Here is a 23,504-nt window from a genome sequence, read left to right on the forward strand (position 1 = left end):
TCCACGCCGTCACACATCGGTGATAACCGCGATCCTAACCATCCGGTTGGGAGAGCAGTAGGGAAGATCCGCCGCTGGCTTGCGCTCTACAAGCGCTCGGCGCTGACGAAGTCAGAGAATGCGTCCTTGTCGTCGGCCAACGGGACGTTCTCGATCCAGCGGCCCAACCGGCGCATCTCGTCCGGTGCGGGCTGCGCGTGAGCGAGCCAGCCGTGGTTGTTGAGCCAATCCGCGACGTCGGCCCGGTGATCGTCGCGATACATCAGTTCCCCGACGTCGACGGTCTCTTCCAGACCGATCTCCTCGGCCACCCTCTTGAACCGCTCGCGCATCTGCTGACGCCGCTCGTCGGCGTGCATGGGTGCGGTTTCGGCCGCGACCCGGCTTCCCGCCGGACTCAGCTCGCCAACCAAAGTGAACAACCGGTCCTGGGCCTCGGCCGGCAGGTACATCAACAGTCCCTCGGCCAGCCACGCGGTGCGGGCCGCCGGGTCGAAGCCCGCGCCGCGCAGGGCGGCAGGCCAGTCCTGACGCAGATCGATCGCGACCTCACGGCGATCGGCCTTGGGCGTCACTCCGTTCTCGGCCAGCGTCGTGGATTTGTAATCCAGCACCTGAGGCTGGTCGATCTCATACACGGTGGTGCCGGCCGGCCAGTCCAGGCGGTACGCCCGCGAATCCAGGCCGGACGCCAGGATCACGACCTGCCGGATCCCGTCGGCGACGGCAGCGTTGAAGAAGGTGTCGAAGAAGTTTGTCCGCACCGCCTGGTAGCTGCGCATGTGCTGGAGGTGGGCCGCTGATTCGGCGTCGAGCGCCTCAACCTTGGCCGCGACGTCTGGGTCCAGCATGGACTCCCACAACACGCCGGCGCCGGCGTTGGTGACCAGCAGCTTGGCGTACGGGTCGCGGATCAGGGCATCGGGCTGTTCGGTTTCAACCGCTCGGGCGGCGGCCACCATCACCGCCGTGGTGCCGACGCTGGTCTTAATGTCCCAGGTGTCGTCATGGGTGCGAAGTGAGCTCATCGTGGGTGCTCCAAGTGTTGGGTTTCAGCCAGCCGATATACCCGCCGGCGACTGGCGACTATGGTACCCGAATAAGTTAGGTAAGCTATGTGCTTTAGGCAACAGTTCTTAGGTAACACGACGCCAGAGTTGGCCGGCGAGCAGCTCCTGCAGGGAGCGGATGACGGCGTCCATCTCATGACGGGCGCGAAGAAATCCGGCATAGAATCCGACGCCGCAAAGCACCATGAGCAACGTCTCGGTCAACGTCGAGACATCGGTATCGGCAACAAGCTCGCCGCGCTCGATCGCGTCGTTCACCATCCACGTCAAAAACTCCCGGCTGATTTCCACCGGATCATTTCCATCGCGGCTCAATTCCGGATGCCGTTGCGACTCCATTACGGAAGTGACCAAAAACGCCGCCGTGGCCGGCAGTTTGGCTTCCGCGTGCAGGGTTTCAGATAGAAACGCAGAAAGCCGACCCATCATGGTGTTCGCGCTACGTGCTCGGTCGATTCCAGCCTTGACGACCAGTTCGTTCGTTTGGTTTACCACCTCTCGGTAAAGCACCCGCTTGCTCGAGAAGTAATGGTTGATCGCCGGCCGGGTCAGATCGGCGCGCACCGCGATGGCCTGGAACGTAGCGCCGTCGTAACCGTGCTCGCTGAACACCTGACGAGCCGCGTTCATGATGCGCTTTCGCGTCTCGTCCGCCTTGGCTGCGGGAGGACGACCGGGCCGGCGACTCGCCGGAGGCGGCATTACTGACTCCTCGCCGGAGGCGGCACTTACTGACTCCTCGCCGGAGGCGACATTACTGAATTGTGCCACCCCGGCGGTGCGGCATCAGCGCATTCGGCGGGACATGACCGAATTTGCCGGCCCGGTAGTCCTCGAGGGCCTCGATCACTTCTGTTCGGGAATTCATCACGAAAGGCCCGTAGTGAAACACTGGCTCCCGAATTGGTTGCCCGCCCAGGATCAGCACATCAATGGCTGTCGTGCGGTAAGAATCCTGCGTCGGCTCGGCGGCCACGGTAATCCGGTCACCGGGGCCGAGGACTGCCAACTGACCCTGACGAATCGGGTGCCCGACCGGGCCGATGTGGCCGCGTCCGGACAAGACGTAAACCAGTGCGTTGAAGTCGCGCTGCCACGGGATGTTCAGCCGCGCCCCGTTTTGAATCGTGGCGTGCGCCAGTGTGATTGGCGTGTGGGTGATCCCGGGTCCGCGATGACCGTCGATCTCACCTGCGATGACGCGTATCAAGGCTCCGCCGTCGCCGGACGAGAGCAGCTTGACGTCGTTGCCCTCGATCGCCTGATATCGCGGGGTCGCGAACTTATCCGCCTTGGGGAGGTTGACCCAGAGCTGAATGCCGTGGAAGACGCCGCCGCTTTCGACCAGTTCGGCGGGCGGAGTCTCGATGTGCAGGATCCCCGAACCGGCGGTCATCCACTGCGTTGCGCCGTCGGTGATCAATCCGCCCCCGCCGTGGGAGTCCTGGTGTGCGAACTTCCCGTCGATCATGTAGGTCACGGTTTCGAAGCCACGGTGTGGATGCCAGTCGGTGCCCCGCGGCTCCCCCGGCTCGTACTCCACCTCGCCCATCTGGTCCATGTGCACAAACGGGTCCAGTGCGGCGGCGCTGACTCCGGCGAATGCCCGGACGACCGGGAAGCCCTCGCCCTCGTAGCCTCGCGGTCCGGTCGTCACGGATCGCACCGGCCGCTCGGTGTCGGCGGGGCCGGGATCGCCGACCTTCGGCAATGTCAGGGTGTTGGCGGCAACTGCAGGCATATCCATCTTCCATTCCTAGAGTTACCGGTATAACCGGACCGCAGTCCGATTATTCCCAGAGGCCTCTAGAACCCCGCGTGGAAACACATCAGCCACATCAGTCCCCCAGGATGGGGGCTAGGCGACCTTAGAACTTGATATATCACCCGCGATAGCGCATTCCAGGATCGTCAAATGGTTCCGTGCTTGGTACCAGAGTGACGGATGTGACAGTGTTTACGCCGACCGGCTATGACCTGCGTCGCGCGGTCTTAGCGGTCTTCGCAGCACTGCGCTCGGTGGACTTGCCGGCATGGGCCAATTTTCCGCCGGCGCTTTCCAGATGCGCGCGGACGAACCATTGGAACTGCTCCAGATGCCCGGCGTGGTCGATCAGGATGTCCTGCGTGACCGGATCGAGTTCCTCGGTCTCCTCGATCGCCTTGCGAATGTCTTCGATGACCCCGGTGTAGACCAGGTCCAGCGCGGCCAGATGAGCCTCCACTGTGTCACGGCCGACGGAATAGTCGTCCCAAGCACGATCCTTGATGATCGCGCCGGGGGTGCCCTGGGGCGACGCGCCCAGCGCGGCTATCCGCTCGGCGACCTCGTCGGCGTACCCGCGCACCGCCTCGACTTGCGGGTCGATCATCTCGTGCACACCGATGAAGTTCGGACCCACCACGTTCCAGTGAATGTGCTTCAGCGTGAGATGTAGATCGTTGTATGTGCTCAGCTGCTTCTGCAGTAGTTCCGCGAGCTGCGCTCCCTGCTTATCGGTCAATCCCGGAATGGTGAACTGCGCCATCGATTCTCCTGAATTCGGATACGGTCACGTCTCCCGACGGGTTACCCGATGGACGAAAGCAGAAACAACGACGCGCACTAAAGCGAGTGGATGTGCTGCACCGGTAATCGGGCGCCACGCCGCGGTTCGTAGGCCAGACCACTGACTTCGAGCAACCGCACCACCCGGTGGCGATGCGGTCGCATCGGCTCCAGCAGTTCGAGCATCACGACGTCGTCAACGGGACGGCCCAGCAGCGTCCAGCCGATCATCTTCGGAATGTGGTAATCGCCCACCGACACAGCGTCGGCGTCGCCGAACGCCCGCTGCGCGGTCTCGGCCGCGGTCCACGCCCCGACGCCTGGCATTGACTGCAACGCGGCGCGAGCTTGCTCGGCCGGCCATGACACCAGGCGTTCCAGTGATGACGCGCGACGTGCACAGCTCACCACGGTCTGCGCGCGTCCGGGGTCCACGTTGGCGCGATGGAACTCCCACGACGGAATGGTTCGCCACACGTCAGCCGAGGGTGGGACCCGCATTCCCGCCGGCGCCGGACCCGGCGCGGGCGTTCCGTATTTGGTCACCAGCACCCGCCATGACCGGAACGCGTCGGCGCCCGGCACCCGCTGTTCGATCACCGCCGGAACGAGAGCTTCCAGCACCCGACCGGTGCGGCCGAGCCGCAGGTGGGGCACCCGCCGGTGCGCGGCCGCGACCGTCGGCTCCCGCGGCACGAAATCCGAGGCGTCGTCGTCGACACCCAGCAACGCGGGCACGGTCTCCAGGAATTCCTCGGCTCCACCACCCCACGCCTCGCAGTGGGCGGCATTGGGTGCCGCGCGGCTGATCCGCGCTGCGACGGGCCCGCTGGGCAACAAGCTGGTCCGCCAGATAGTGCCGTCACCGGGCAGCTGAAAGCATGGATCGCGGGGACCGCGGCGCAGCGGCGCCAACGTATGCCCGAAGCTGGCCGCTCCCGCGAACGTGACGGTGCGCGCGCTCTGCACTCCAATGGCTCCATTTCGATTGACCGGCAACAGTCGGCCAAGACAATATTGCGATGTGACGACACCGTTCGATGACCCGCAGGCCGAACTGGCCTGGATGTTCCTGCAGAGCGTGTGCGAGGGCGGGGATCTGGACGAGGGCTTCGGGCTGCTCAGCGATGACTTCACCTGCTGGAGTCTCGTCACCGGGGTGTCATTCGACAAGGCGACTTTTCGTCAGGCGACCGGCCGGCGCATGCAGAGACTCGAGATCAAGATCGAGCTGCTGCGCTGCGTCAACGAGGGCGAGACGGTGGTCATCGAGGCGCAGGTCGAGGGCGTCAGCATCGACGGCATCCACTACGAGAGCCCGATGGTTTGCATCTTCGAGACCCGCGACGGTCTGATCGTGTCGATGCGGGAATACAGTGACACCCGAGCGCTCGCGGCAGTGTTTCCCGAGCTGGGTTAGTCTGCGACGACGCTGATTTCGGCTTTGTCAGGGTAGAAAGCGACGTGCCCGGCAATCGCCGCCACCGCCGGATACGGCTGCTCGTAAGTCCAGATGACATCGTCGACGGTGTCGCCGCCCGAGGTGGTCACACTGTAGTAACTGGCTTCGCCCTTGAAAGGACAATAGGTGCTGGTGTCCGTGCGGGTCAGCCGCTCCTGTACCACGTCGGCTAACGGAATGTATTGCACCGCAGGCAAAGTGGCCTCTCGCAGCACCAGCGCCGAGATGCTGTCGGCAACCACCTCGCCGTTGACACGAACCGTGACCCGGCCGTTGGTCGGCTCGATGATGATTGGATGGCCCGCACTGGGCACTTTGATTTCCGGATGGCTCATGCCTCACCTCTCTCGTTGACTGGGTTGGATTGTCCCGCTCTCCTCTGGTCGGAACGGCCCGAATCGTTGCCTGACTAGGTTCGATTGTCCGGCTCCTCCTCGGGCCTAAAAGGCCCGCATCGTCGCCAGACTAGGTTCAACGCGACCGGACGTCCGGCATTCCCGTCAGAACGCATAACGGTGATACTGCGCCATCATCCGCAAGGCAGGCACCATTGCCATGGCCCTGCCCAACCACCGAACCGCCGGAGACACCAGATCGAACGTGTCGCTGTCGAATACCGATTCCCACGCCAACAGCCGAACACCGGCAACGGCGTCGAGGATGTCAGCAGGTCGGTCGATCGGCCAGTGCAACGTCGAACCCGAGCGCCGGACCACGCCGTTGATCACCTGCGTGCGAATCCCCCACGTGTTAAACGAGTCGAATTGCAGTTCCCCGCAAGGGAATTGGTCAACCACTCGGCGGAACAACGCAAGCCCGTCGTCCTTAGTCAGGTACATCGTCAGGCCCTCGGCGAGAAACAGGGTAGGGCGATCAGCCGGTACCTCGGAGAGCCAGGACAGGTCTGTAACCGATGCCGGCAACATCTGATAGTCACGTCGCTCGGGATATACCCGCTGACGCAACCCGATGACGTCGGGGTAGTCGATGTCATACCATCGCACGCCCGGACCGGGGTTCAGCCGATACACGCGAGCGTCCAGGCCGCAACCAACGTGGAGCACCACCGCCTCGTCGTGCACGGCCAGGAACTGGCGCGCCCAGTTGTCGAAATGGGCGGTGCGGACCGCCACCGATGGTGCCCGCCGCGGGGTGATCGTCGTCTTAGCCCAGTCGTAATCGATCCGTGCGACAGCGGTTTTCGCGTACTCATCGGCCAGAATGGGATTCTTGGCATCGGCATCGAGCGCCTTGGCGTACAGCGTCGCGAGCATCGTCTGGGGCGGTCCTTCGAGGACAACCTGAATGCGTTCCACTGACGCGAGCTTAGTTGGCTTTGAATAGGTCGCGCGCCGCTTCCGGCTTGCGCATCGCGGCCCAGAATCGTGCCGCGCCGCGTATCGACTCCTCCACCGGGGCCGGCTGCCAGCCCAACTCCCGTACCGCTTTGGTGTGGTCGACGGGAGCCTCGGCGCGCATCATCCGCACCGACTCCAGACTGAGTTCGGCGTCCTTGCCGGTCACCCGCCCCCGCAGGCTGCCCAACGCACCCAGGGCGTAGAGCACCGGGACCGGGACCGCGCGTCGCGGCGGCGGCACGCCCGCCTCGTCGGCCGCTATCCGCACGACGTCGTTCAACGGGATCATTCGCTCGGAGATGAGGTAGCGCTCACCGTTCCGGCCGCGTTCGGCCGCCAGGATCATCGCCCTGGCGGCGTCATCGACGCCGACCGCTTCCAGCTGGATACCGTTCATCTGGAACGGCAGCTTGCCGAACACCGCGCCGGCGATGAAGGCACCATGCGGGGTTCGGCCCCAGTCGCCGTCGCCGTAGGTGGTCGAGACGCACATCGCGACGGCGGGCAGGCCGTGCTCCGCGACATATCGCAGCACCAAATCCTCGGCCTGCAACCGGGATTGGACGTAGGCGGTCACTCGGAGGTCACCGATCCGGTCTTCCTCGGTGGCCACGTGCCCATGCCGGCGACCGACCGTCACGTAGCTGCTGGTGAAGACGAACCGATGCAGGTCGGCCTCTTTCGCGACGTCCAGAACGTTGCGCAGCCCTTCGACGTTGGTACGGAACAGCGGTGCGGGATCGCGCAACCAAGCGCGGGTGTCGACGACGCAGTAGTACACGTCGTCGCAGCCGTCCATCGCCTCGCGCACGGTGTCGGTGTCGAAGACGTCGCCCTCGAATCGGGTGAGCGGCAAGTCGTCGATGCTGCGGGTGTTGGCGGTAGGCCGCACCATCGCCCGCACTTCTTCGCCGTCCTTGACGAGCAGCCGGGTCACATGTGAGCCCAGGAAGCCGTTGGCTCCGATGACCAGTTTGGGTTTCGCGCGTGCGGTTTTCGCCATCAGCGGCTGCCGCCGTTCTCACGTAGCCAGCGTGCCGCGTCGTCGTCGAGGGTGCCCAACTCCTTCGCCTTGAGGCACCATTTGAGCCCCGCCTTCAGGAAGCGCAGCGGGTTGTAGATGTCCTCCTGACGCCGCCAGAGATTGTCGCCTGCATAGGTGATGATCGAGATGTTCGTGGCGCTGATCAGGCTGCCGTCGCCGGGGTCGCGCATCGGGTTGTCCAGCTCGAGGATGATCCGCCCGGTGGCCTCGTCGATGACCGACCACAACGTCGGGAACGCGGTCATGTGGCTGCCTGGGAACGTCGTCATCGTTCGCTGAATCCAGTCGCGGACCTGCTCGCGGCCGCGCATAGTGCCCGCCGCGTGTTCGATATAGAGGACGTCGGGTGTGTACTGCTCCACCCACGCGTCCCAGTCGCGGGTTTCGGCGGCCCGGGCGACCGTCTGCTCGAATTTGTCGAAGGCTCCCGCCAGTTCGCTGCGGGCGAATTCCTGGCTGCTCACAAGCCGTTACACCTCACCGCCGGAGTGTAGCCTGGGCCGAAACGACGGACGTATCGGATCCCGGCGCGGCTAGGAGGACGACAATGACAAGCGCTCAGAAAGCCATCCTGGCCGGCGGCTGTTTCTGGGGGATGCAGGACCTGATTCGTAAACAGCCCGGGGTCATCTCCACCCGTGTCGGCTACAGCGGCGGCGACGTCCCCAACGCGACCTACCGCAACCACGGCACGCACGCCGAGGCCGTCGAGATCAGCTTCGACCCCTCGGTCACCGACTACCGCACGTTGCTGGAGTTCTTCTTCCAGATCCACGACCCGACCACGAAGAACCGGCAGGGCAACGACCTGGGCACCAGCTACCGGTCGGCGATCTTCTACCTCGACGAGGAGCAGCAGCGCGTCGCGCTGGACACCATCGCCGACGTCGAGGCATCGGGCTTGTGGCCGGGCAAAGTGGTGACCGAGGTGAGCCCGGCCGGCGACTTCTGGGAGGCCGAGCCCGAGCACCAGGACTACCTGCAGCGCTACCCGAACGGCTACACCTGCCACTACGTGCGGCCCGGCTGGAAGCTGCCGCGCCGGGCTCCCGTCAATTGACTCGTTCGTCAGCGAAAGCCGGTGCGGCTCAACGGCGGTGGACCACGACCCGTCCACCATCCTTCGGGGTATAGGCAACGCCGCGGCAGTGCCACCGCTCTGCGGGGGCGGTAGTCGTCTCAAGGGTGAAGTGCCGCAACACCGTTCGAAGCACCACGTCCATTTCCATGTTGGCGAACGCGGCCCCCACGCAACGGCGGGCGCCGCCGCCGAACGGCAGCCATGCGAACGTAGCCGGCTTGCCTTCGATGTACCGCTGCGGGTCGAAGCGCTCCGGGTCCGCGAACACGTCGGGGTTCTCGTGGATCTGCGAGATGCTGATCAGGATCGAATCTCCGCGCGGCAGAACCCATTCGCCGAGCTGGTAGACCTCTGGATAGACGTGGCGGCCGGCGAAATCGATGACGGTCCTGGCCCGCTGGACTTCCAGGATCGTCGCCTGCCGCAACTCGTTGCCGCCGCCATCGGCCTCCTCGACCAGGTCCGCCAGCAGGTCCGGGTGGCGGATTATCCGCTCGAATGCCCAGGCCAGCGTGGCCGCGGTAGTTTCATGCCCGGCGGCCAGCAAGGTGAGCAGCTCGTCGCCAATGTCCTTGCGCGACATCACCGAACCGTCGTCGTAGGTACTGCGCAGCATCAACGCCAGCACGTCCGTGCGCTCGGCGAAGTTCGGGTCTGACCGCTCGGCGTCGATCAGCCTGTCGACCAACAGGTCGTACTGCCGTCGGTATTCGGCCAGCCTGCCCCAGGGGCTGAAACTGCCATAGTTTCGTTCAGGTTTCGGCAACCCCGCCAGTCGCGAGCCCAGGGTGACCCACGGCGGGATGATGCGGCGCAGTTCGTCGAGCTCGGCACCGTCGGCCCCGAAAATCGCGCGCAGGATCGCGTTGAGCGTGATCCGCATGGTCGGCGGCAGGGTTGCGACTGGCCGGCCCTCCGGCCAGTTCGCGGTCTCCCGCAGGGTCTCTTCCTCGATGATGGCCTCGTATTGCTTCATGCTCTTGCCGTGGAACGGTGGAGCCAACAACCGCCGCCGGCGACGGTGATCGTCACCGTCGAGTGCGAACACCGAGCCGGAGCCGAACAACCGGCTCAAGTTGGGCTGAATGTTGCCGAGTTCCTCGGGGCTGGTGGTGAAGATCTGCTTGGCCAGCTGCGGATCGGCGACGACGGTGACCCGACCGAAAATCGGGACATTGAGCGTGAAGACGTTGCCGTAGCGGCGTGCCAGCCACCGGAACATCCGTCGCCGCGACATCGAAAAGATGACGCCCTGGACGATCTTGGGCAGCCGGGTCGCGGGTGGTAGCCGGACTGCGGGGGAAACCGATGGGGCGGTGACTACTTCGGTCATGACGCTGTTGCTCCCAATGTCAGCCCGAGATCGGGTTGGTACGACGGTGTACCGCGAGCCTTTCCAGGTACGGTACTCTGTAGTACCAAACCTGACAAGCCTGAAAGGGCCGGGGTCAATGACATCAGTGGCACCTGTGGCCGGCGCGGCCGATTTGAACGCCGGCGCGGCGGATTCCGTTGCCCCATTTCGGCTTCGGCTGCTCGACGGCCTCGCCGCCTCCATCCGCGAGCGCGGATACCCCGCCACCACCGTCGCCGACATCGTCCGCCACGCACGCACCTCGAAACGCACCTTCTACGACCATTTCGCCAGCAAGGAGCAATGCTTCTTGCAACTGCTCCAGGCAGAGATCGAGATCATGGCCGAAGACATCCGGGGGGCCGTTGATCCCGAGGCGGACTGGCACCTGCAGATTCGGCAGGCCGTGGAAGGCTACGTCGGCAACATCGAGTCGCGACCGGCCATCACGCTGAGCTGGATTCGCGTACTTCCGTCTCTCGGCGACGTGGCCCGGCCCTTCCAGCGTCATGGCTTGGAGTTGCTGACCAATCTGCTGATCGGGCTGAGCGGCAGCCCGGGTTTCCGGCGCGCCAACCTGCCCCCGCTGACGCCTCCGCTGGCGGTGATCCTGGTGGGCGGGCTGCGCGAACTCGTCGCGCAGGCCGTCGAGGACGGACGATCCGTCCGCGAGATCGTCGAACCTGCGGTGGATGCATCTATCGCTCTGCTCGGCCCTCGACAGTAGGCTCGGTCTGCCGACCGTCGACCACTGGAGGACCGCACGATGCGCCTATCAACCCGCAACCAGCTCAAGGGCATCATCACCGAAGTGGACCTGGGCAATGTCATGGCAGTCGTCAAGGTTCAGCTCGACGGCGGCGACCAGGTCGTCACGTCCTCGCTGACCAAGGACGCGGCCCTGGACCTCGGCCTCGAGGTCGGCCAGCCCGCGACGGTGTTCATCAAGTCGACCGAGGTGACGGTCGGCGTCGACTAATGGCGAGCAGACGCAAAATCCCCTGAATTCGACCTATTCTGGGGGATTTTGCGTCTGCTCGGCACCAACTTCGCGGACCAGTTCGATGGCGCGGCCCAGGGTCCGCAGTTTGGCGTCAACGGTGTCGCCCGCGGGATACAGTCGCACGGTGTTCACACCGGCGTCGCGCCACACCGCGAGCCGCGCGCGAACCATCTCCTCGGTGCCGATCAGCGTCGTGGCCAGCACCATCTCGTCGGTCACCAGCCCGGCTGCGCCTTCGCGGTCACCGCGTTGCCAGCGCTCACGCACCTCGGCGGCGACGTCGGCCCAGCCCTGCCGGCTGTAGGCCTGGTTGTAGTAGTTCGTGTTCGCCGAGCCCATCCCGCCCAGGCTGAATGCGAGCTCCATTTTGCGGCCGGCAATCATGTTGCTCAGCTCGTGTTCGTCGGACGCGAACGCGACCTCGGCGCCCTGACAGATGTCGATGTCGGTGCGACGGCGGCGGGCGGCGGCCAGCCCCTCGTCGAGGTGGGTGAAGTAAGCGCTTGCGGCGCCTTCGGGAACGAAGCTGGTGCCCAGCCAGCCGTCGGCGATCCGCCCGGTCAACCGCAGCATCGCCGGCGACAGCGCGGCCAGGTAGATCGGGATGGCGTGCTCTGGTCGCGTCGACAGCCGCATGGGTACTGCGTCGCCGCCCGGGCGGGGAATCTGAAACTCGTTGCCGGAGTAGGAGATTTTGCCGCCCGCGAACACTTGCCGCACGATGTCGACGGTCTCGCGGATCCGGGCCAGCGGACGGCTGAAGGACACGCCGTGCAGACCCTCGATCACCTGCGGGCCCGACGCGCCCAAGCCGAGCAGGAAACGCCCTGACGACAGGTTGGACAGCGTGATTGCGGTCTGGGCCACCACCACCGGCGACCGGGTACCGACCTGCAGCACACCGGAGCCCAGTTGCATGCGCTGCGTCCGGGCCGCGATGTAGCCCAGCGCCGACGGGGCGTCCGTGCCCCATGCCTCGGCGACCCAGCAGACGTCCAATCCCAGCTGCTCGGCCTCGACGGCGAACTCGACCACATCCTTGGCCGAACCGGAGAGTTCGACCGTCGTGGCGGTACGCATCAACGCACCCCGTGTTCGGCGAGCCTTTTGATCGCCGCCAGCGTCTTGTCGATCGCCGCCTCGAACTCTCGCAGCCGTACGAACACGATCTTCTGTTCCTTGTCGGGCATCGAGTCGATGGCCACCGACAAACCCGAGCGGCCCGGCCCCATCTGCGCCCGATAGCTCAGAGCCGTCCCGCCGTCCCTGGGTACCAGCCGGAAACGCCAGGTCGCCGAAGGGGTGTCCAAATCACCAACGGCCCAGGTGAATTCGCGGGGCTCGTCGCAGACCACGATATGCGAGGTGGTGGTCCATCGTCCGAATGCCTGGTGTTCGTTATGGCCGACGAAGCGGGCGCCCACGCGGGGCCGGTCGGCGCCGTCGGCCCATTCCACGGCCTGTAGCTCACTGCTCAGGGTGGGCATCAGCTCGATATCGGAGACCAGGCTCCAGACCCGGGCGGGGTCGGCGTCGATCCAAATCGACGCCTCCACCGTCGGCCTGTCCGCATAACGCGCGCCGGTCCACTCCACGGCGACCATTGTGCTCTCGCCGGGCCGATAAAGCGCCTACGGCATGGCTCGAGACTGCGTCCAGGGCGGCCCGATGTCGAGGAGACACACCCTGGACGCAGTCTCGGCGCCCTCAGCGCAGGCTCGCTGAGGCTATGCGGCAACAAGCTCCTTTTCGGCCGGCGCGGCGGCCTTACCGCGCGACCGCAATTTCCAGGAGTCCGGAAAGGTGAGCCGGACGATCTTGCGGACGACGGTGCCGAACTGCTGCAGCAGCGGGCCCTTGTTGTAGGGGATGCCGTAGCGTTCGCAGATCTCCTGCACCTCGGGCGCGATCTCGGCGTACCGCCGGGCCGGCATGTCCGGGAACAGGTGGTGCTCGATCTGGTGCGACAGGTTGCCGGACAGCAGGTGAAAGACCTTGCCGCCGGTTAGGTTTGCCGACCCGAGCACCTGGCGGAAATACCACTGGCCGCGGGACTCGCCCTTGGTTTCCTCGACGCTGAATTCCTGAGTGCCGTCCGGGAAGTGGCCGCAGAAGATGATCATGTACGACCACACGTTGCGCATCAAGTTGGCGGTGAGGTTGCCGGTGAACACGAACGGCGCGAACGGGCCGGCCAGTAGCGGGAACGCGACGTAGTCCTTCAGCGTCTGCCGGCGGGTCTTCTTCCAGATCTCCCGCAGCGTCTCGCGCTTGTCGCGCAGCTTGATCTCACCGGAGCGGATCCGCTCGGTTTCCAGTTCGTGCAATGCGACGCCGTACTGGAACAGCACCATCAGCAGGAACGCGTAGACCGGGTTACCCAGGAAGTACGGTTCCCAGGGCTGGTCTTCGCTCATCCGGATGATGCCGTAGCCGATGTCGCGGTCCATCCCGACGATGTTGGTGTGGGTGTGGTGCATGTAGTTGTGCGAGTGCCGCCACTGGTCGGCCGGGCAGGCCGTGTCCCACTCGAACTCTCGGCCGGAGATCGTCGGGTCTCGCATCCAGTCGTATTGGCCGTGCATGATGTTGTGGCCGATCTCCATGTTGTCCAGGATCTTCGCGACGCCCAGCATCGCGGTGCCGAGCAGCCAGGCCGGCGGCAGGAACAACAGCGCGCGGCCACCGACTTCCAGGGCCCGCTGCGTCTTGATGACCCGGCGGATGTATTCGGCGTCCTCTTCGCCGAGGTCGGCCATCACGCGTTCCTTGATGGCGTCGAGCTCACTGCCGAAGGCGTCGGCCTGCTCTTTGGTGAGGGTGATCTTGTTTGACATGAGTTACTCCTTTGGGCTGTTAGAGGGCGATATCGACGTCGCCGACGGGGACTGTTACGCAGATCTGCACGTCCTCGTCGGGCCCGGTCGAGACGGCACCGGTGGTCAGATTGCGCACCGCTCCCGAGACCTTGCGCCGAGTGCAGGTGTGGCAGATGCCCATCCGGCATCCGTTTTGCGGCTTGAGGCCGGCCGATTCGGCTTGCTCCAGCAGCGAGCGTCCGTCGTCGACGAGGTCAACTCCGCTGTCCGCGAAGGTGATTCGGCCGCCCGACGGATTCGCCGGCGGCTCGAACACCGGGGGCACGAAGCTCTCGGAGTAGACGTTCTCGCAGTGTTGCTTTACCGCCTCGACCAAAGGCGTTGGACCGCAGGCGAACACCGCGTCGGGCGACGGCATCGCGGCAGCCAGATGCTCCGCCCCGAACCGGCCGACCAGGTCGCCGGCGTCCGACCGGGTGTATCCGTGCAGCACCCGAACCCCGGGCAGCGTGGTCAGCTCATCGCGGTAGCAGGCTTCCTGAGCCGTGCGGGCGTAATGCACGAAGGCGATCTCGCTGCCCTGATTCTTCAAATGACCCTCGGCGACCAGTGTGCGCAGCATCGCCATTACCGGTGTGATGCCGCTGCCGCCGGAGACGAACAGGATCCGCCGCGGACGTTGCTCAGGCAATACGAAGTCGCCGCCGACACCGTCGAGACCCACCACCATGCCGCGGCGGGCGCGCTCGTAGAGGTAGTTCGACACCAGCCCGCCCTCGTGGTGGCCGATCGTCAGCTCGAGCTGTCCGCTGCCTTCCACATTGGCCGGCGAGTAGCAGCGCGAGTGCATGCGGCCGTCGATCTCGACGGTCACGTTGACGAACTGGCCCGCCTTGACGGTGTTGCGGTCAGTGAACGCGGCGTTCGGAGCCAGGGTCAGGGTGACGCTGCGCGGCGTGGTCCGTCGCACGTCCATCACCTTGGCGCGGGCTTGGCCCGACGTCCACGTCGGCGTCACAAGCTCGGTGTACCGGTCGACGCCGTGCGGACCGGTGAGCAGATCGATAAGGTCAGAACTCAGGACTCGCCGGGCGATCGTCCGAGTGAAAGTTTGAGTGAACATGTGTACACCGTGACACCTCCCGGCGCAGGTGGTCAAGGGTTTCGGCAGCTCTGTGTTACGGTTCACATAGTGAACAGTCGTACTCCTAGCTCACATACCCGACGCTCCGGCAGCGAAAAGGGCCGGGACAGCCGTTCCCGCGAGGAGCGCAAAGAGGCCACGCGGCGCGCCATCATCTCCGCGTCGCTCAAGCTGCTCAACGACCGCAGCTTCAGCAACCTGAGCCTGCGCGAGGTCACCCGGGAGGCCGGGATCGTGCCCGCGGCCTTCTACCGTCACTTCGAATCGATGGAGGCGCTCGGACTGGTCCTGATCGACGAGTCGTTTCGCAGCCTGCGTGACACACTGCGCGGAGCGCGTGCCGGCAAGCTCGATCCGAGCCGGGTCATCGAGTCATCCGTCGAGATCCTGGTGGGCAGCGTGGCCGAACAGCGTGAGCATTGGCGCTTCATCGCCCGCGAACGCTCGACCGGCGTTTCGGTACTGCGCTATGCGATTCGCACCGAGATCCGGCTGATCACCTCGGAGCTGGCCACAGACCTGGCGCGCTTTCCGCGTCTGAACGAATGGAGCACAGAAGATCTCAACGTGCTGGCAAGCCTTTTCGTCAACGCGATGATCGTCACCGCCGAGGCCATCGAGGACGCCCAGAGCGCCGAGGCGCTGAACGAGATTCACCGGATAGCCGTCAAGCAGCTGCGCATGATCGCCATCGGCGTCGCCGGCTGGCGCAGCACCCCCTGAGCCGAGCCCGCCGTCTTACCGCGGTTCCCGCCACATCGGCCAGATCGGCGGGCCACCATGGGGCAACTTGATCTCGCCGGTGACCTTGAAGCCGAAACGCTCGTAGTACGGCACATTGTCGGGCTTCGAGGACTCGAGGTAGGCCGGGCAGTATTCGGCATCGCAGCGCTGCAACCGTGATCGCATCAACACCTGACCGTACCCCTGGCCGCGCACCGTCGGGTCACTGCCGATGACGGCCAGATACCAGTGCGGCTCTTCGGGATGCGCGCGCTTCATCACTTCCTGTACGGCACTGCCTATTGCCACCCGGCGGCCGAACACTCGCACGAACGTCGGCACCATCGCCAGCTTTCCGCGGCGGGTTTCCTGCCACTGCTGCGGTGGATCCCACAGTGCCGCCGCGCCGATGTCGGACCCCGCACAGGCAACCTCGACGCCGCCGCGGGACAGATGATGATGGCGGGTCATCGTGGCGAACAACCGGCGCAGATGTGCGATCCGGGACTTGTCATCAGGGAGCAGCCACAGCATGACCGGATCGTCGTAGAAGGCCCGGGCCAGGATATGCGAGAGCGCGCGCACATCGGCTTTGTCTGCCGGACGGGCCTGCGGGATCATTCGTGCCACGGTAGCGGCAAGTGTGGCCGGTGACGTCACGGGTATTCCGCTCCGATGACCGGTATCTCAAGACGGACGTTTGGTGCCCTCGCGGCCGGCGTGGGCGCAGCCGGCGCCGGAGGGTTGGCCAGTGCCTGTACAACCAGCCGCAAGACTCCGGCGGCACCGTCGCCCTCGCCGTCGCCGATACCCCCCCCGCCGCCGACCAAAAACGTGGGAGTTGTGTTGTCGCACGAGCAATTTCGCACAGACCAGCTGGTGGCGCAAGCACAAGCCGCCGAGCGGGCCGGCTTTCAGCATGTGTGGGCCAGCGACCACCTGCAACCGTGGCAGGACAACGAGGGCCACTCGATGTTTCCGTGGCTCACGCTGGCGCTGGTGGGAAGCAGCACCAGCCGCATTTCATTCGGCACCGGAGTAACGTGTCCGACCTACCGCTACCACCCGGCGACCGTGGCCCAGGCCTTCGCCTCACTGGCCATCCTGAGCCCTGGACGGGTGTTCTTGGGGCTGGGCACCGGAGAACGGCTCAACGAACAGGCTGCGACCAACATGTTCGGCCGCTATACCGAGCGTCATGACCGGCTGATCGAGGCGATCGAGCTGATCCGCCAGCTGTGGAGCGGTGACCGAATCTCCTTCAGTGGCCGGTACTTTCAGACCAACTCGCTGAAGCTCTACGATCTGCCGTCCACCCCGCCGCCGATCTTCGTCGCCGCCAGCGGGCCCAAGAGCGCCCGGTTGGCCGGCCAGTACGGCGACGGCTGGATCACCCAAGTCCGCGACCTGGAGAGCCCGAAACTGCTCGACGCCTTCAGCGCAGGCGCGCATGCCGCCGGCCACGATCCCGCCAAAATGGGCAAACGAGCCGAGCTGTTTGCCGTGGTGGGCGATCAGAACACGGCCGCCCAGGCCGCCGTGTTATGGCGTTTCACCGCCGGAGCCGTCGACCAGCCCAATCCCGTCGAGATCCAGCGGGCCGCGGAATCCCACCCCACCGAGAAGGTGCTGGCGAACTGGACGGTCGGCACCGACCCGGCCGTTCACATCCGGGCAGTGCAAGCGGTTCTCGACGTCGGAGCCGTGCCCTATCTGCATTTCCCCCAGCAGGATCCGATAGCCGCCATCGACTTCTACCGCACCAACGTGCTACCCAAACTGCACTGAGTGCGCGCGCGAGCGTCGTGTCAATGAAGCCTGGGCGCAAATTTCCGCCGAGGCCGCCCTGGACTCAGATCGAAATCCCTGGGTACACAACGAAAGCCATCAGTACATATCGAAATCGCGCGCCGCACTGCACTGTTCGGCCATGATCATGTCCCCACCCTCGACCGGCCGGATCCCGTAACTGCTACGCAGTGTAGTAAATACCCGTTCGTTGGGACGGCGTGGCTCGTTCTCGACGCCGACCGTGTAGCGTGCGGGGCCATGCCATCCCAGGAAGCCATCGCCCAGACCGTCAAGCGCTATCTCGAACTCGTCGCCAAGGGCACGGCCGACGATGTCGTGGCCCTGTATGCCCCCGATGCCACCCTCGAGGATCCGATCGGATCCGATCTCCGCCGCGGCCATGACGCGATTCACGAGTTCTATGCGAACGTCCAAGACCTCAAGAAGGAGACCGAACTCGTGGAGCTTCGGGTCTGCGGCCACGAAGCGGCCTTCCTATGGCACCTCACCCTCCACGCCGGCGACAGCCGCAGCCGGATGTCGCCCATCTCGCTGATGACGTTCGACGAGGACGCCAAGATCACCTCGATGCGGGCCTTCTGGTCACCTTCGGACATTCGGGCGCTATAGAACCCCGTCGCATCAGCTTTACGATGGTCTGACTTCATCAGCAAGGCCCGGTGCACACATGCACCGGACAAGTCAAAACAGAGCCGGTGCGACGCGGCACCGGGGAACGGTTGCCGACGTGTGGGACTTCGAAACGGACCCGGAATACCAGGCGAAGCTGGACTGGGTCGAGAAATTCATGGTCGACGAACTCGAGCCGCTCGATCTGGTTGCCCTCGACCCGTACGACAAGAAGAACCCGGAGATGATGGCGATCCTGCGGCCGTTGCAGCAGCAGGTGAAGGAACAAGGCCTGTGGGCCGCCCACCTGCGGCCCGAGCTCGGCGGCCAAGGGTTCGGTCAGGTGAAGCTCGCGTTGCTCAACGAGATCCTCGGGAGGTCCCGGTGGGCGCCATCGGTATTCGGCTGCCAGGCACCGGATTCCGGGAACGCCGAGATTCTCGCGCTGTTCGGCACCGACGAGCAGAAGGCCCGCTATCTGCAGCCGCTGCTCGACGGTGAGATTACCTCGTGCTATTCGATGACCGAACCGCAGGGCGGTTCCGATCCCGGGATGTTCGTCACGGCCGCGACGCGCGACGGTGACGATTGGATCATCAACGGGGAGAAGTGGTTTTCCACCAACGCCAAGCACGCATCGTTCTTCATCGTCATGGCCGTCACCAATCCCGAGTCACGCACTTACGACAAGATGTCGCTGTTCATCGTGCCGGCCGAGACCCCCGGCATCGAGATTGTCCGCAATGTCGGTGTGGGAGCTGAATCGGCGAAGCACGCCAGCCACGCCTACGTCCGCTACCACAATGTCCGAGTACCGGCCGACCACGTGCTCGGCGGTGAGGGCAAGGCGTTCATGATCGCGCAGACGCGGCTCGGCGGTGGTCGCATCCATCACGCCATGCGCACAATTGCGCTGGCCCGCAAGGCGTTTGACATGATGTGCGAACGCGCGGTGTCGCGGCAGACCCGGCACGGGCGGTTGGCCGATCTCCAGATGACGCAGGAGAAGATCGCCGACAGCTGGATCCAGATCGAACAATTCCGGCTGCTGGTCCTGCGCACCGCCTGGCTGATCGACAAGCACGACGACTACCAGAAGGTCCGGCGTGACATCGCGGCGGTGAAGGTCGCGATGCCCCAGGTGCTGCACGACGTGGCGCAACGAGCGATGCACCTGCACGGCGCGCTCGGCGTTTCCGACGAGATGCCGTTCGTCAAAATGCTGATCGGTGCCGAGTCACTGGGCATCGCCGACGGGGCCACGGAACTGCACAAGATGACGGTGGCCCGTCGAACGTTGCGCGAATACCAGCCGGTGACAACGCCATTCCCGTCGCAGCACATCCCGACCCGCCGCGCCGAGGCCCAGGCCCGGCTGGCCGAGCGTCTGGAACACGCTATCGCCGAATTTTGACGGCGAGCAGACGCCCACTAGGTGATGTAGCGGACGACGCTTTCCGCCACGCACGCCGGCTTCGGCGATCCGTCGATCTCCACCGTCGTCGACACCGTAGCCTGCACCGCACCGTTGCCGACGTCGTCGACACTGACCAGCGAGCTCGTCGCACGCACCCGGGAGCCGACCGGCACCGGCGCGGGGAACCGAACCTTGTTGAGGCCGTAGTTGATTGCCAACTTGATGCCGTTGACGGTGTACATCTGATGCTGCAGCCGCGGCAACAGCGACAGGGTCATGAAGCCGTGCGCGATGGTCGTGCCGAACGGGCCCTTGGCAGCTCGTTCCGGATCGACGTGGATCCACTGGTGATCGCCGGTCGCGTCGGCGAACTTGTTGACGTCTTCTTGGGTAATGGTCACCCAGTCGCTCTGCCCGATGGTCTCGCCCGCAGCGGCGGCGAGGTCGGCGACTGACTCAAAGGTGCGCATGGGTCTCTCCTCTGCTTGGGTGATCAACATCGTGCCACTCGGCATCGGCGAACCTGGCGAGGGAGCCCGCGACCGACTACAAAGGACAGGCTATGAGAACAACGCTGGCCACCTGGACCGCGGCGGTGTGGCTGACAGCCACCGCGACGACGATGGGCTCCGTGGGTGCCGCCCATGCCGACCCGGAGATAGCACCGTGCGACATTCAGCAGCTATCGGTGGCCGCGGGCCCGCAGCAGGCCGGGGTGGGTCATCGCTCCATCCAGCTGAATTTCACCGCGCAACCCGAGGTCAGTGCCTGTCAGCTGTCGGGCTATCCGGCGGTCGTCGCCCTGGTACCGACCGGAACGCAAATCCAGGCCAAGCCGACACCGCAGGGCTACCTGGGCGGCGCGACGCCCGGTGCGACGGCGACGCTGGTGCCCGGTCACGGAGCGCATGCGATGGTCGAATGGGTCGCTACCGGCACATCGCAAGATCCGGACTGCCGCACCTACGGGTCGGCTCCCACCTCCATACCCTTACAGGTGATACCGCCAGGGACGTGGCAAACATTTGACATCCCCGTCTCGATCGGGCCCAACGAGGGTCTGTGCGATCTGCAGGTCCACCCGCTGACCGCCGACTGAACGTCAGTGCCGGAGTCGCTGTCCGCTGGCGGCTTTGGTGTGAGTGTGCGGCGGGGAAGCAGAGTCCCATGAGTCGCGTTCGCGTGCCGCCGAAGGTGCAGACGACGGCACGTATGGGGAAGAGACCTGCCCCGACGACGCCAACGAAGTCAGCGACCGCAACGATGGCGCAAGATGACACGGTGAGGCTGCTCCTGATTGCCGACACGCACATCCCGCGACGCGCGCGCGACCTGCCTGCGCAGGTATGGGCCGAAGTAGCGCGCGCAGACGTCGTATTCCACGCCGGCGACTGGGTGATGCCGGAACTGCTCGATCAGCTGGAATCCAGGGCCACCCGACTGATCGCGTGCTGGGGAAACAACGACGGTCCCCTCTTGCGGGCCCGGCTGCCCGAACGCGCCGACGTGACGCTGGCGGGTCTGCGGTTCACCGTCGTGCATGAGACCGGCGCCGCGTCGGGGCGTGAAACCCGCATGTCGCGGCTGTACCCCGACAGCGACGTCCTGGTGTTCGGGCACAGCCACATCCCCTGGGATACGACGACGAAAACGGGCTTGCACCTGCTGAACCCCGGCTCCCCGACCGATCGCCGCCGCCAGCCGTTTTGCAGCTATATGACTGCCGAGGCTCGAAACGGGGCACTTACAGATGTGGTGCTCCATCGCGTCGAGAAGTAGCCCGACGATTTTGAAATCCGACGGCCTCCGCACGTCGCCCGAGCGCCCGCCCCAGATACCAACCCGACATATAACGGCGACATAGCTGACACATAGATAGCTCGTATACAGAGGTATTATCGAAACAATGAAGACTCGTACTGACCTGGTCTCCGATGTGTTCGGCGTTGTAGGCAGATTCCGTCGGCAACTGCGCCGGTCAGCCGGGCGCGGGTTCGACTCCACCCGGCTGTCCGAGTCGCAGTCGGAGCTGTTGTGGCTCGTCGGCCGCCGGCCCGGGATATCCGTCAGCGCCGCCGCCGCCGAACTCGGACTGGTACCCAACACCGCGTCGACTCTGGTCTCCAAACTGGTGGCCAACGGCTTGCTGGTCCGGACCGTCGGCGAGGCCGACCGTCGCACCTGCCAGTTGCGGCTCGCAGAGCCCGCCCAGCAGGTCGTCGACGCGTCTCGCGCCACGCGGCGAGCCGTGCTGTCCGAAGTGCTGGACGAACTTGACGACGCTCAAATCGAAACCCTGACAAGGGGATTGGAGGTTCTTGACACGATGATCCGGCGATTGCAGGAGCGAAGTTCATGAGCGGATCGCTGCCGATGGCGATCGACTGCCGGCACTTGACCTTTCGCTATGGGCGGTTCGCCGCCGTCGACGATTTGACGCTGCAGGTACGGCCGGGCGAAACGATGGGCCTGCTGGGACCCAACGGCGCCGGAAAGACGACGTTGGTGAAGATGCTGACCACGTTGACCCCGGTGCAGCAGGGTGAATTACGCATCTTCGGAATGGATGCCCGCCAGCAAACCATGGACATTCGGAGCAATATTGGCTATGTGCCCCAACAGCTTTCGATCGAACCGGCGCTGACCGGCCGGCAGAACGTGCAGTGGTTCGCGCGGTTGTACGGAGTGCGGCGCGCCGATCGGACCGACCGGGTGAATCAGGCGCTGGAGGCGATGGACCTATTGGATGTCGGGGACCGGCTGGCAGCGACGTATTCGGGTGGCATGATCCGGCGCCTGGAAGTGGCCCAAGCACTGGTGAACCGGCCCTCACTGCTGGTGCTCGACGAACCGACCGTGGGGCTCGATCCGATCGCCCGTGACCGGGTATGGACCCAAGTGCAGAACATGCAGGCGCGGTTCGGCATGACGGTGCTGCTCACCACCCATTACATGGAAGAGGCCGACGCATTGTGCGATCGGGTCGCGCTGATGCATCACGGCGTGTTACGGGCCGTGGGAACGCCCGCGAAGTTGAAGACCCAGATACCCAACGGCTCGGCGCACGCGACGCTCGAGGATGTGTTTCGCCACTACGCGGCTTCCGGGTTGGACGACGCGGCCGAGGAATCACCCGGCATACGCGAAATACGTTCCAGCAGAAAGGCTGCCAGCCATGCAGGTTGACCCAGCCGTCAAAGACGACGCCCGTCTCGTCCGTGCCCCGCACGGCTGGCAACGGGTCGGCGTCACGTTGAGCCGCATCAGCACGTTCGCAATCGTCGAACTGCAGAAGCTGCAACACGACCGCACCGAGCTCGTCACCAGGATGGTGCAGCCGGCGCTGTGGCTGTTGATCTTCGGAACCACGTTCAGCCACTTGCACGTCATCAACACCGGCTCGGTGTCCTATCTGGCCTTCCTGGCGCCGGGCATCATCGCGCAATCGGCGCTGTTCATCTCGATCTTCTATGGGATACAGATCATTTGGGATCGAGACGCCGGTATTCTGGCCAAGATCATGGCGACCCCGGCGCCGCCGTCGGCACTAATCACCGGCAAGGCATTCGCGGCCGGCGTGCGATCGGTCGCCCAGGTCGTCGGCGTGCTGGCGCTGGCCTATCTGATGCATGTCGGCCTAACCATCAATCCGCTGCGGATCCTGGCGGCAATGGGCACGGTGATGCTCGGCGCCGGCTTCTTCGCGTGCCTGTCGATGACGCTGGCCGGCCTGGTGCGCAATCGCGAACGCCTGATGGGTATTGGACAGGCGATCACCATGCCGTTGTTCTTCGCCTCCAACGCCCTTTACCCGGTCGACGTGATGCCGGGCTGGCTACACGCGCTGAGCCGGGTCAACCCGCTGAGCTACGAGGTCGACGCACTGCGCGCACTGTTGATCGGCACGCCGTTCCACCCGCTGGACATCGTGGTGCTGCTGGTGGCGGCGGTGCTTGGAATCGTCACGGCGTCAACACTGTTGCGCCGCTTGGTCACCTAACACCGGCGAGCAGACGCAAAATCACCTTATTTCGGCACGAAATGGGTGATTTTGCGTCT

29 protein-coding genes are annotated in these 23,504 nt (G+C 64.9%); 13 read left to right on the top strand and 16 right to left on the bottom strand.

All coding sequences use genetic code 11. The annotated features are described in order from the left end of the window. Positions 1 to 86 precede the first annotated feature (86 nt). From A9W99_RS02965 to A9W99_RS02985, 5 genes are all read right to left on the bottom strand, one after another. A complete protein-coding gene (locus A9W99_RS02965) occupies positions 87 to 1,028 on the bottom strand; it encodes a class I SAM-dependent methyltransferase (protein ID WP_067373098.1) in 942 nt (313 codons plus the stop codon). Between the two features lie 108 nt (positions 1,029 to 1,136). Then, on the bottom strand, positions 1,137 to 1,772 hold the full coding sequence (locus A9W99_RS02970) for a TetR/AcrR family transcriptional regulator (RefSeq protein WP_067373101.1): 636 nt from the start codon (positions 1,770 to 1,772) through the stop codon (positions 1,137 to 1,139). A gap of 52 nt (positions 1,773 to 1,824) precedes the next feature. Beyond that, positions 1,825 to 2,811 carry a pirin family protein gene (locus A9W99_RS02975; protein ID WP_067373556.1) on the bottom strand — a complete coding sequence of 329 codons (987 nt, stop codon included), beginning with the start codon at positions 2,809 to 2,811 and terminating at the stop codon, positions 1,825 to 1,827. 229 nt (positions 2,812 to 3,040) lie between these two features. Beyond that, entirely contained in the window at positions 3,041 to 3,598 is a 558-nt protein-coding gene (locus A9W99_RS02980) for a Dps family protein (protein ID WP_067373104.1), read from the bottom strand. Between the two features lie 77 nt (positions 3,599 to 3,675). Then, on the bottom strand, positions 3,676 to 4,587 hold the full coding sequence (locus A9W99_RS02985) for a DNA-3-methyladenine glycosylase (protein ID WP_067373107.1): 912 nt from the start codon (positions 4,585 to 4,587) through the stop codon (positions 3,676 to 3,678). A gap of 97 nt (positions 4,588 to 4,684) precedes the next feature. Here A9W99_RS02985 and A9W99_RS02990 point away from each other — a divergent pair, with 97 nt between their 5' ends. Next, on the top strand, positions 4,685 to 5,038 hold the full coding sequence (locus A9W99_RS02990; protein WP_253869559.1) for a nuclear transport factor 2 family protein: 354 nt from the start codon (positions 4,685 to 4,687) through the stop codon (positions 5,036 to 5,038). Here the strand turns inward: A9W99_RS02990 and A9W99_RS02995 are convergent. The 4 genes from A9W99_RS02995 to A9W99_RS03010 form a co-directional block, all read right to left on the bottom strand. Next, positions 5,035 to 5,415 carry a DUF427 domain-containing protein gene (locus A9W99_RS02995; protein WP_067373113.1) on the bottom strand — a complete coding sequence of 127 codons (381 nt, stop codon included), beginning with the start codon at positions 5,413 to 5,415 and terminating at the stop codon, positions 5,035 to 5,037. The two genes, A9W99_RS02990 and A9W99_RS02995, sit on opposite strands and share 4 nt — an antisense overlap. Before the next feature lie 165 nt (positions 5,416 to 5,580). Beyond that, positions 5,581 to 6,387 (bottom strand): class I SAM-dependent methyltransferase, encoded by an 807-nt coding sequence (locus tag A9W99_RS03000; RefSeq protein WP_067373559.1) that lies wholly within the window; start codon positions 6,385 to 6,387, stop codon positions 5,581 to 5,583. Between the two features lie 19 nt (positions 6,388 to 6,406). Then, entirely contained in the window at positions 6,407 to 7,441 is a 1,035-nt protein-coding gene (locus A9W99_RS03005; protein ID WP_067373116.1) for an NAD-dependent epimerase/dehydratase family protein, read from the bottom strand. Beyond that, the gene (locus tag A9W99_RS03010; RefSeq protein WP_067373119.1) at positions 7,441 to 7,947 is read right to left on the bottom strand and encodes a nuclear transport factor 2 family protein; all 507 of its coding nucleotides are present in this window, start codon (positions 7,945 to 7,947) and stop codon (positions 7,441 to 7,443) included. The genes A9W99_RS03005 and A9W99_RS03010 overlap by 1 nt, the downstream gene beginning before the upstream one ends. 83 nt (positions 7,948 to 8,030) lie before the next feature. Between A9W99_RS03010 and msrA the strand changes: the two genes are divergently transcribed. Continuing rightward, on the top strand, positions 8,031 to 8,543 hold the full coding sequence (gene msrA, locus A9W99_RS03015; RefSeq protein WP_067373122.1) for a peptide-methionine (S)-S-oxide reductase MsrA: 513 nt from the start codon (positions 8,031 to 8,033) through the stop codon (positions 8,541 to 8,543). A 28-nt stretch (positions 8,544 to 8,571) separates the two neighbouring features. On the opposite strand, the gene A9W99_RS03020 is transcribed toward msrA, so the two are convergent. Beyond that, positions 8,572 to 9,897: a cytochrome P450 gene (locus A9W99_RS03020; protein ID WP_067373125.1), complete on the bottom strand. Its 1,326-nt coding sequence runs from the start codon at positions 9,895 to 9,897 to the stop codon at positions 8,572 to 8,574. Positions 9,898 to 10,015: 118 nt separating this feature from the next. Between A9W99_RS03020 and A9W99_RS03025 the strand changes: the two genes are divergently transcribed. Both A9W99_RS03025 and A9W99_RS03030 read left to right on the top strand, forming a co-directional pair. Continuing rightward, on the top strand, positions 10,016 to 10,645 hold the full coding sequence (locus tag A9W99_RS03025; protein WP_067373128.1) for a TetR/AcrR family transcriptional regulator: 630 nt from the start codon (positions 10,016 to 10,018) through the stop codon (positions 10,643 to 10,645). Between the two features lie 39 nt (positions 10,646 to 10,684). Continuing rightward, positions 10,685 to 10,897 (top strand): molybdopterin-binding protein, encoded by a 213-nt coding sequence (locus A9W99_RS03030; RefSeq protein WP_067373131.1) that lies wholly within the window; start codon positions 10,685 to 10,687, stop codon positions 10,895 to 10,897. 33 nt (positions 10,898 to 10,930) lie between these two features. On the opposite strand, the gene A9W99_RS03035 is transcribed toward A9W99_RS03030, so the two are convergent. From A9W99_RS03035 to A9W99_RS03050, 4 genes are all read right to left on the bottom strand, one after another. After that, a complete protein-coding gene (locus tag A9W99_RS03035; protein WP_067373133.1) occupies positions 10,931 to 12,001 on the bottom strand; it encodes an LLM class flavin-dependent oxidoreductase in 1,071 nt (356 codons plus the stop codon). Continuing rightward, entirely contained in the window at positions 12,001 to 12,525 is a 525-nt protein-coding gene (locus tag A9W99_RS03040) for an SRPBCC family protein (protein WP_172828795.1), read from the bottom strand. Before A9W99_RS03040 ends, A9W99_RS03035 begins: the two co-directional genes overlap by 1 nt. A 123-nt stretch (positions 12,526 to 12,648) precedes the next feature. Beyond that, positions 12,649 to 13,758 carry an acyl-CoA desaturase gene (locus A9W99_RS03045; protein WP_067373135.1) on the bottom strand — a complete coding sequence of 370 codons (1,110 nt, stop codon included), beginning with the start codon at positions 13,756 to 13,758 and terminating at the stop codon, positions 12,649 to 12,651. A 19-nt stretch (positions 13,759 to 13,777) separates the two neighbouring features. Then, positions 13,778 to 14,863 (bottom strand): ferredoxin reductase, encoded by a 1,086-nt coding sequence (locus A9W99_RS03050; protein WP_067373137.1) that lies wholly within the window; start codon positions 14,861 to 14,863, stop codon positions 13,778 to 13,780. A gap of 69 nt (positions 14,864 to 14,932) precedes the next feature. On the opposite strand from A9W99_RS03050, the gene A9W99_RS03055 reads away from it, so the two are divergent. Next, positions 14,933 to 15,607: a TetR family transcriptional regulator gene (locus A9W99_RS03055; protein WP_067373140.1), complete on the top strand. Its 675-nt coding sequence runs from the start codon at positions 14,933 to 14,935 to the stop codon at positions 15,605 to 15,607. A gap of 15 nt (positions 15,608 to 15,622) precedes the next feature. Here the strand turns inward: A9W99_RS03055 and A9W99_RS03060 are convergent, their stop codons facing one another. Continuing rightward, complete coding sequence (locus tag A9W99_RS03060; protein ID WP_067373143.1) at positions 15,623 to 16,228, bottom strand: GNAT family N-acetyltransferase; 606 nt, start codon at positions 16,226 to 16,228, stop codon at positions 15,623 to 15,625. A 54-nt stretch (positions 16,229 to 16,282) separates the two neighbouring features. Here A9W99_RS03060 and A9W99_RS03065 point away from each other — a divergent pair, with 54 nt between their 5' ends. The 3 genes from A9W99_RS03065 (at position 16,283) to A9W99_RS03075 (ending at position 19,442) form a co-directional block, all read left to right on the top strand. Beyond that, positions 16,283 to 17,395: a F420-dependent hydroxymycolic acid dehydrogenase gene (locus A9W99_RS03065; RefSeq protein ID WP_067373146.1), complete on the top strand. Its 1,113-nt coding sequence runs from the start codon at positions 16,283 to 16,285 to the stop codon at positions 17,393 to 17,395. 261 nt (positions 17,396 to 17,656) lie between these two features. Beyond that, on the top strand, positions 17,657 to 18,028 hold the full coding sequence (locus A9W99_RS03070) for a nuclear transport factor 2 family protein (RefSeq protein ID WP_067373149.1): 372 nt from the start codon (positions 17,657 to 17,659) through the stop codon (positions 18,026 to 18,028). 118 nt (positions 18,029 to 18,146) lie between these two features. Then, positions 18,147 to 19,442 carry an acyl-CoA dehydrogenase family protein gene (locus tag A9W99_RS03075; RefSeq protein WP_067373152.1) on the top strand — a complete coding sequence of 432 codons (1,296 nt, stop codon included), beginning with the start codon at positions 18,147 to 18,149 and terminating at the stop codon, positions 19,440 to 19,442. A 17-nt stretch (positions 19,443 to 19,459) separates the two neighbouring features. Here A9W99_RS03075 and A9W99_RS03080 read toward each other — a convergent pair whose 3' ends face one another. Further along, positions 19,460 to 19,915, bottom strand: coding sequence for a MaoC family dehydratase (locus tag A9W99_RS03080; RefSeq protein WP_067373564.1), 456 nt, complete (start codon positions 19,913 to 19,915; stop codon positions 19,460 to 19,462). 92 nt (positions 19,916 to 20,007) lie between these two features. Here A9W99_RS03080 and A9W99_RS03085 point away from each other — a divergent pair, with 92 nt between their 5' ends. From A9W99_RS03085 to A9W99_RS03105, 5 genes are all read left to right on the top strand, one after another. Further along, the gene (locus A9W99_RS03085; RefSeq protein WP_067373155.1) at positions 20,008 to 20,544 is read left to right on the top strand and encodes a DUF4232 domain-containing protein; all 537 of its coding nucleotides are present in this window, start codon (positions 20,008 to 20,010) and stop codon (positions 20,542 to 20,544) included. 182 nt (positions 20,545 to 20,726) lie between these two features. After that, entirely contained in the window at positions 20,727 to 21,224 is a 498-nt protein-coding gene (locus tag A9W99_RS03090) for a metallophosphoesterase (RefSeq protein ID WP_067373568.1), read from the top strand. Positions 21,225 to 21,351: 127 nt separating this feature from the next. Beyond that, positions 21,352 to 21,804, top strand: a complete 453-nt coding sequence (locus A9W99_RS03095) for a MarR family winged helix-turn-helix transcriptional regulator (RefSeq protein WP_067373158.1) — start codon at positions 21,352 to 21,354, stop codon at positions 21,802 to 21,804. After that, positions 21,801 to 22,631, top strand: a complete 831-nt coding sequence (locus tag A9W99_RS03100; RefSeq protein WP_067373161.1) for an ATP-binding cassette domain-containing protein — start codon at positions 21,801 to 21,803, stop codon at positions 22,629 to 22,631. The genes A9W99_RS03095 and A9W99_RS03100 overlap by 4 nt, the downstream gene beginning before the upstream one ends. Next, on the top strand, positions 22,621 to 23,445 hold the full coding sequence (locus A9W99_RS03105) for an ABC transporter permease (protein WP_067373164.1): 825 nt from the start codon (positions 22,621 to 22,623) through the stop codon (positions 23,443 to 23,445). The genes A9W99_RS03100 and A9W99_RS03105 overlap by 11 nt, the downstream gene beginning before the upstream one ends. The last annotated feature ends 59 nt before the right edge of the window (positions 23,446 to 23,504 follow it).

The organism is Mycobacterium sp. 1164966.3 (genome assembly GCF_001665395.1).
In the GTDB taxonomy this organism is placed as follows: Bacteria; Actinomycetota; Actinomycetes; order Mycobacteriales; family Mycobacteriaceae; genus Mycobacterium.